The organism is Oleiphilus sp. HI0043 (genome assembly GCF_001634935.1).
This window is the reverse complement of sequence record NZ_LWEY01000565.1, coordinates 1-1,178: the sequence shown is the minus strand read 5'-3', so window position 1 is coordinate 1,178 and position 1,178 is coordinate 1. Positions and strand designations below refer to the sequence as shown.

1 protein-coding gene is annotated in these 1,178 nt (G+C 47.9%); it reads right to left on the bottom strand.

Annotated features, from left to right (window positions below; genetic code table 11):
• Nucleotides 1–1,058 (bottom strand): di-heme oxidoredictase family protein (locus A3729_RS07090; protein WP_156497754.1); only part of this gene is annotated, 1,058 nt, incomplete at its 3' end.
• Nucleotides 1,059–1,178: the final 120 nt, after the last annotated feature.

Below are 1,178 nucleotides of genomic sequence, written 5' to 3'. Positions count from 1 at the left end.
TCTATTTTTCGAATGGGTACCGCGATATTTCTTGTATACAGCAATAAAGCATCGGTCATCGCCTTTGGCGCTTCCATGTGGTTGATATCCGGGGCTTGGCGGGTGCGGTTTCCATGGGCTTGTTTTCGGCAGCTTGTTTGTGAAGGAGTGCAGTCGCCCCAATGTTGTGGAAATAACGGTGTACTAATGCCGAGATCCCCCTTGAACGCGCTAGCGTTTTGTTGACGAAGGTTGGGGGTGCCTGCTTTCCAGCCAAAACGGCCAAGTGCCGGTGCTTGTTTTTGCTGATCCCAAACCCAATTGGCTTTGCCTGAAATACCATCTTGGTTACTGTCGTCTGGGTCGGTTTTAGAAAGAATGTCCTGTTCATTTATCGCTTCGATAAGACCCAATCCGATCATGGGCGAGGAAATACGTGGCGAAATCATCAAATCTTCATCCATTGGGCCATACTGAGGCGCTATGATTTGGTAATCCGGCTTTCTTAGGCTAACCATTTCGCCTTCGCTTAGCTGAATTTTTTGTTCTGTATAGCTGACTCGTAGCTGTGCCTCAGCTTGTCCACCCGGGTAGGCAAAGGTCTGTAGCTGAGTGCCATAAGTAGGCTCTGGTATTAGCCCTATGAGGCCACTTTCCAGTGCTCGTTTTTGCTCGGCAGTTTTGGCTGGAGTGCTAAGCCGAAGAAATAGTGCAGGGGAGGTTTTACCTTCTTCTTTTAATATGCCTCGACCATTCTTCTCGTGGCAACGGGAGCAGGATCTTGCATTGTAGAGTGGGCCTAAGCCATCACTTGCGGTCGTACTTGAGGGGGCAAATACCCAAATTTTTTCAAAGATGGCCCGGCCGATTTTAAAGTCGAGCTTTGTCTCCATATCCAGAAGGGGGGAGGGATGATCAAAACTGTTTCGTTGTTTGCTTTGGCCAGCACTATGTTGACCTGATGGGTAGAGTTCTCTGGCACTATGGAGTTTGCTATTTGAAGCGAGGGTCGAGTCAGCATTTATGTAGAGTAAAAAGCTGACCGCTAAAAGAGGAAGTGCGAAGATGGTTTTATTCATAGCTACCAAAACGCCCGCTTGTTAGGCGGGCGTAAATAAACAGGTGCGTCACCTAGTTGTTAATTACTCTGCTACAGCAGAAGGGTTGTCCAGGCTGTCAGAACCTTCAAAATCAATATT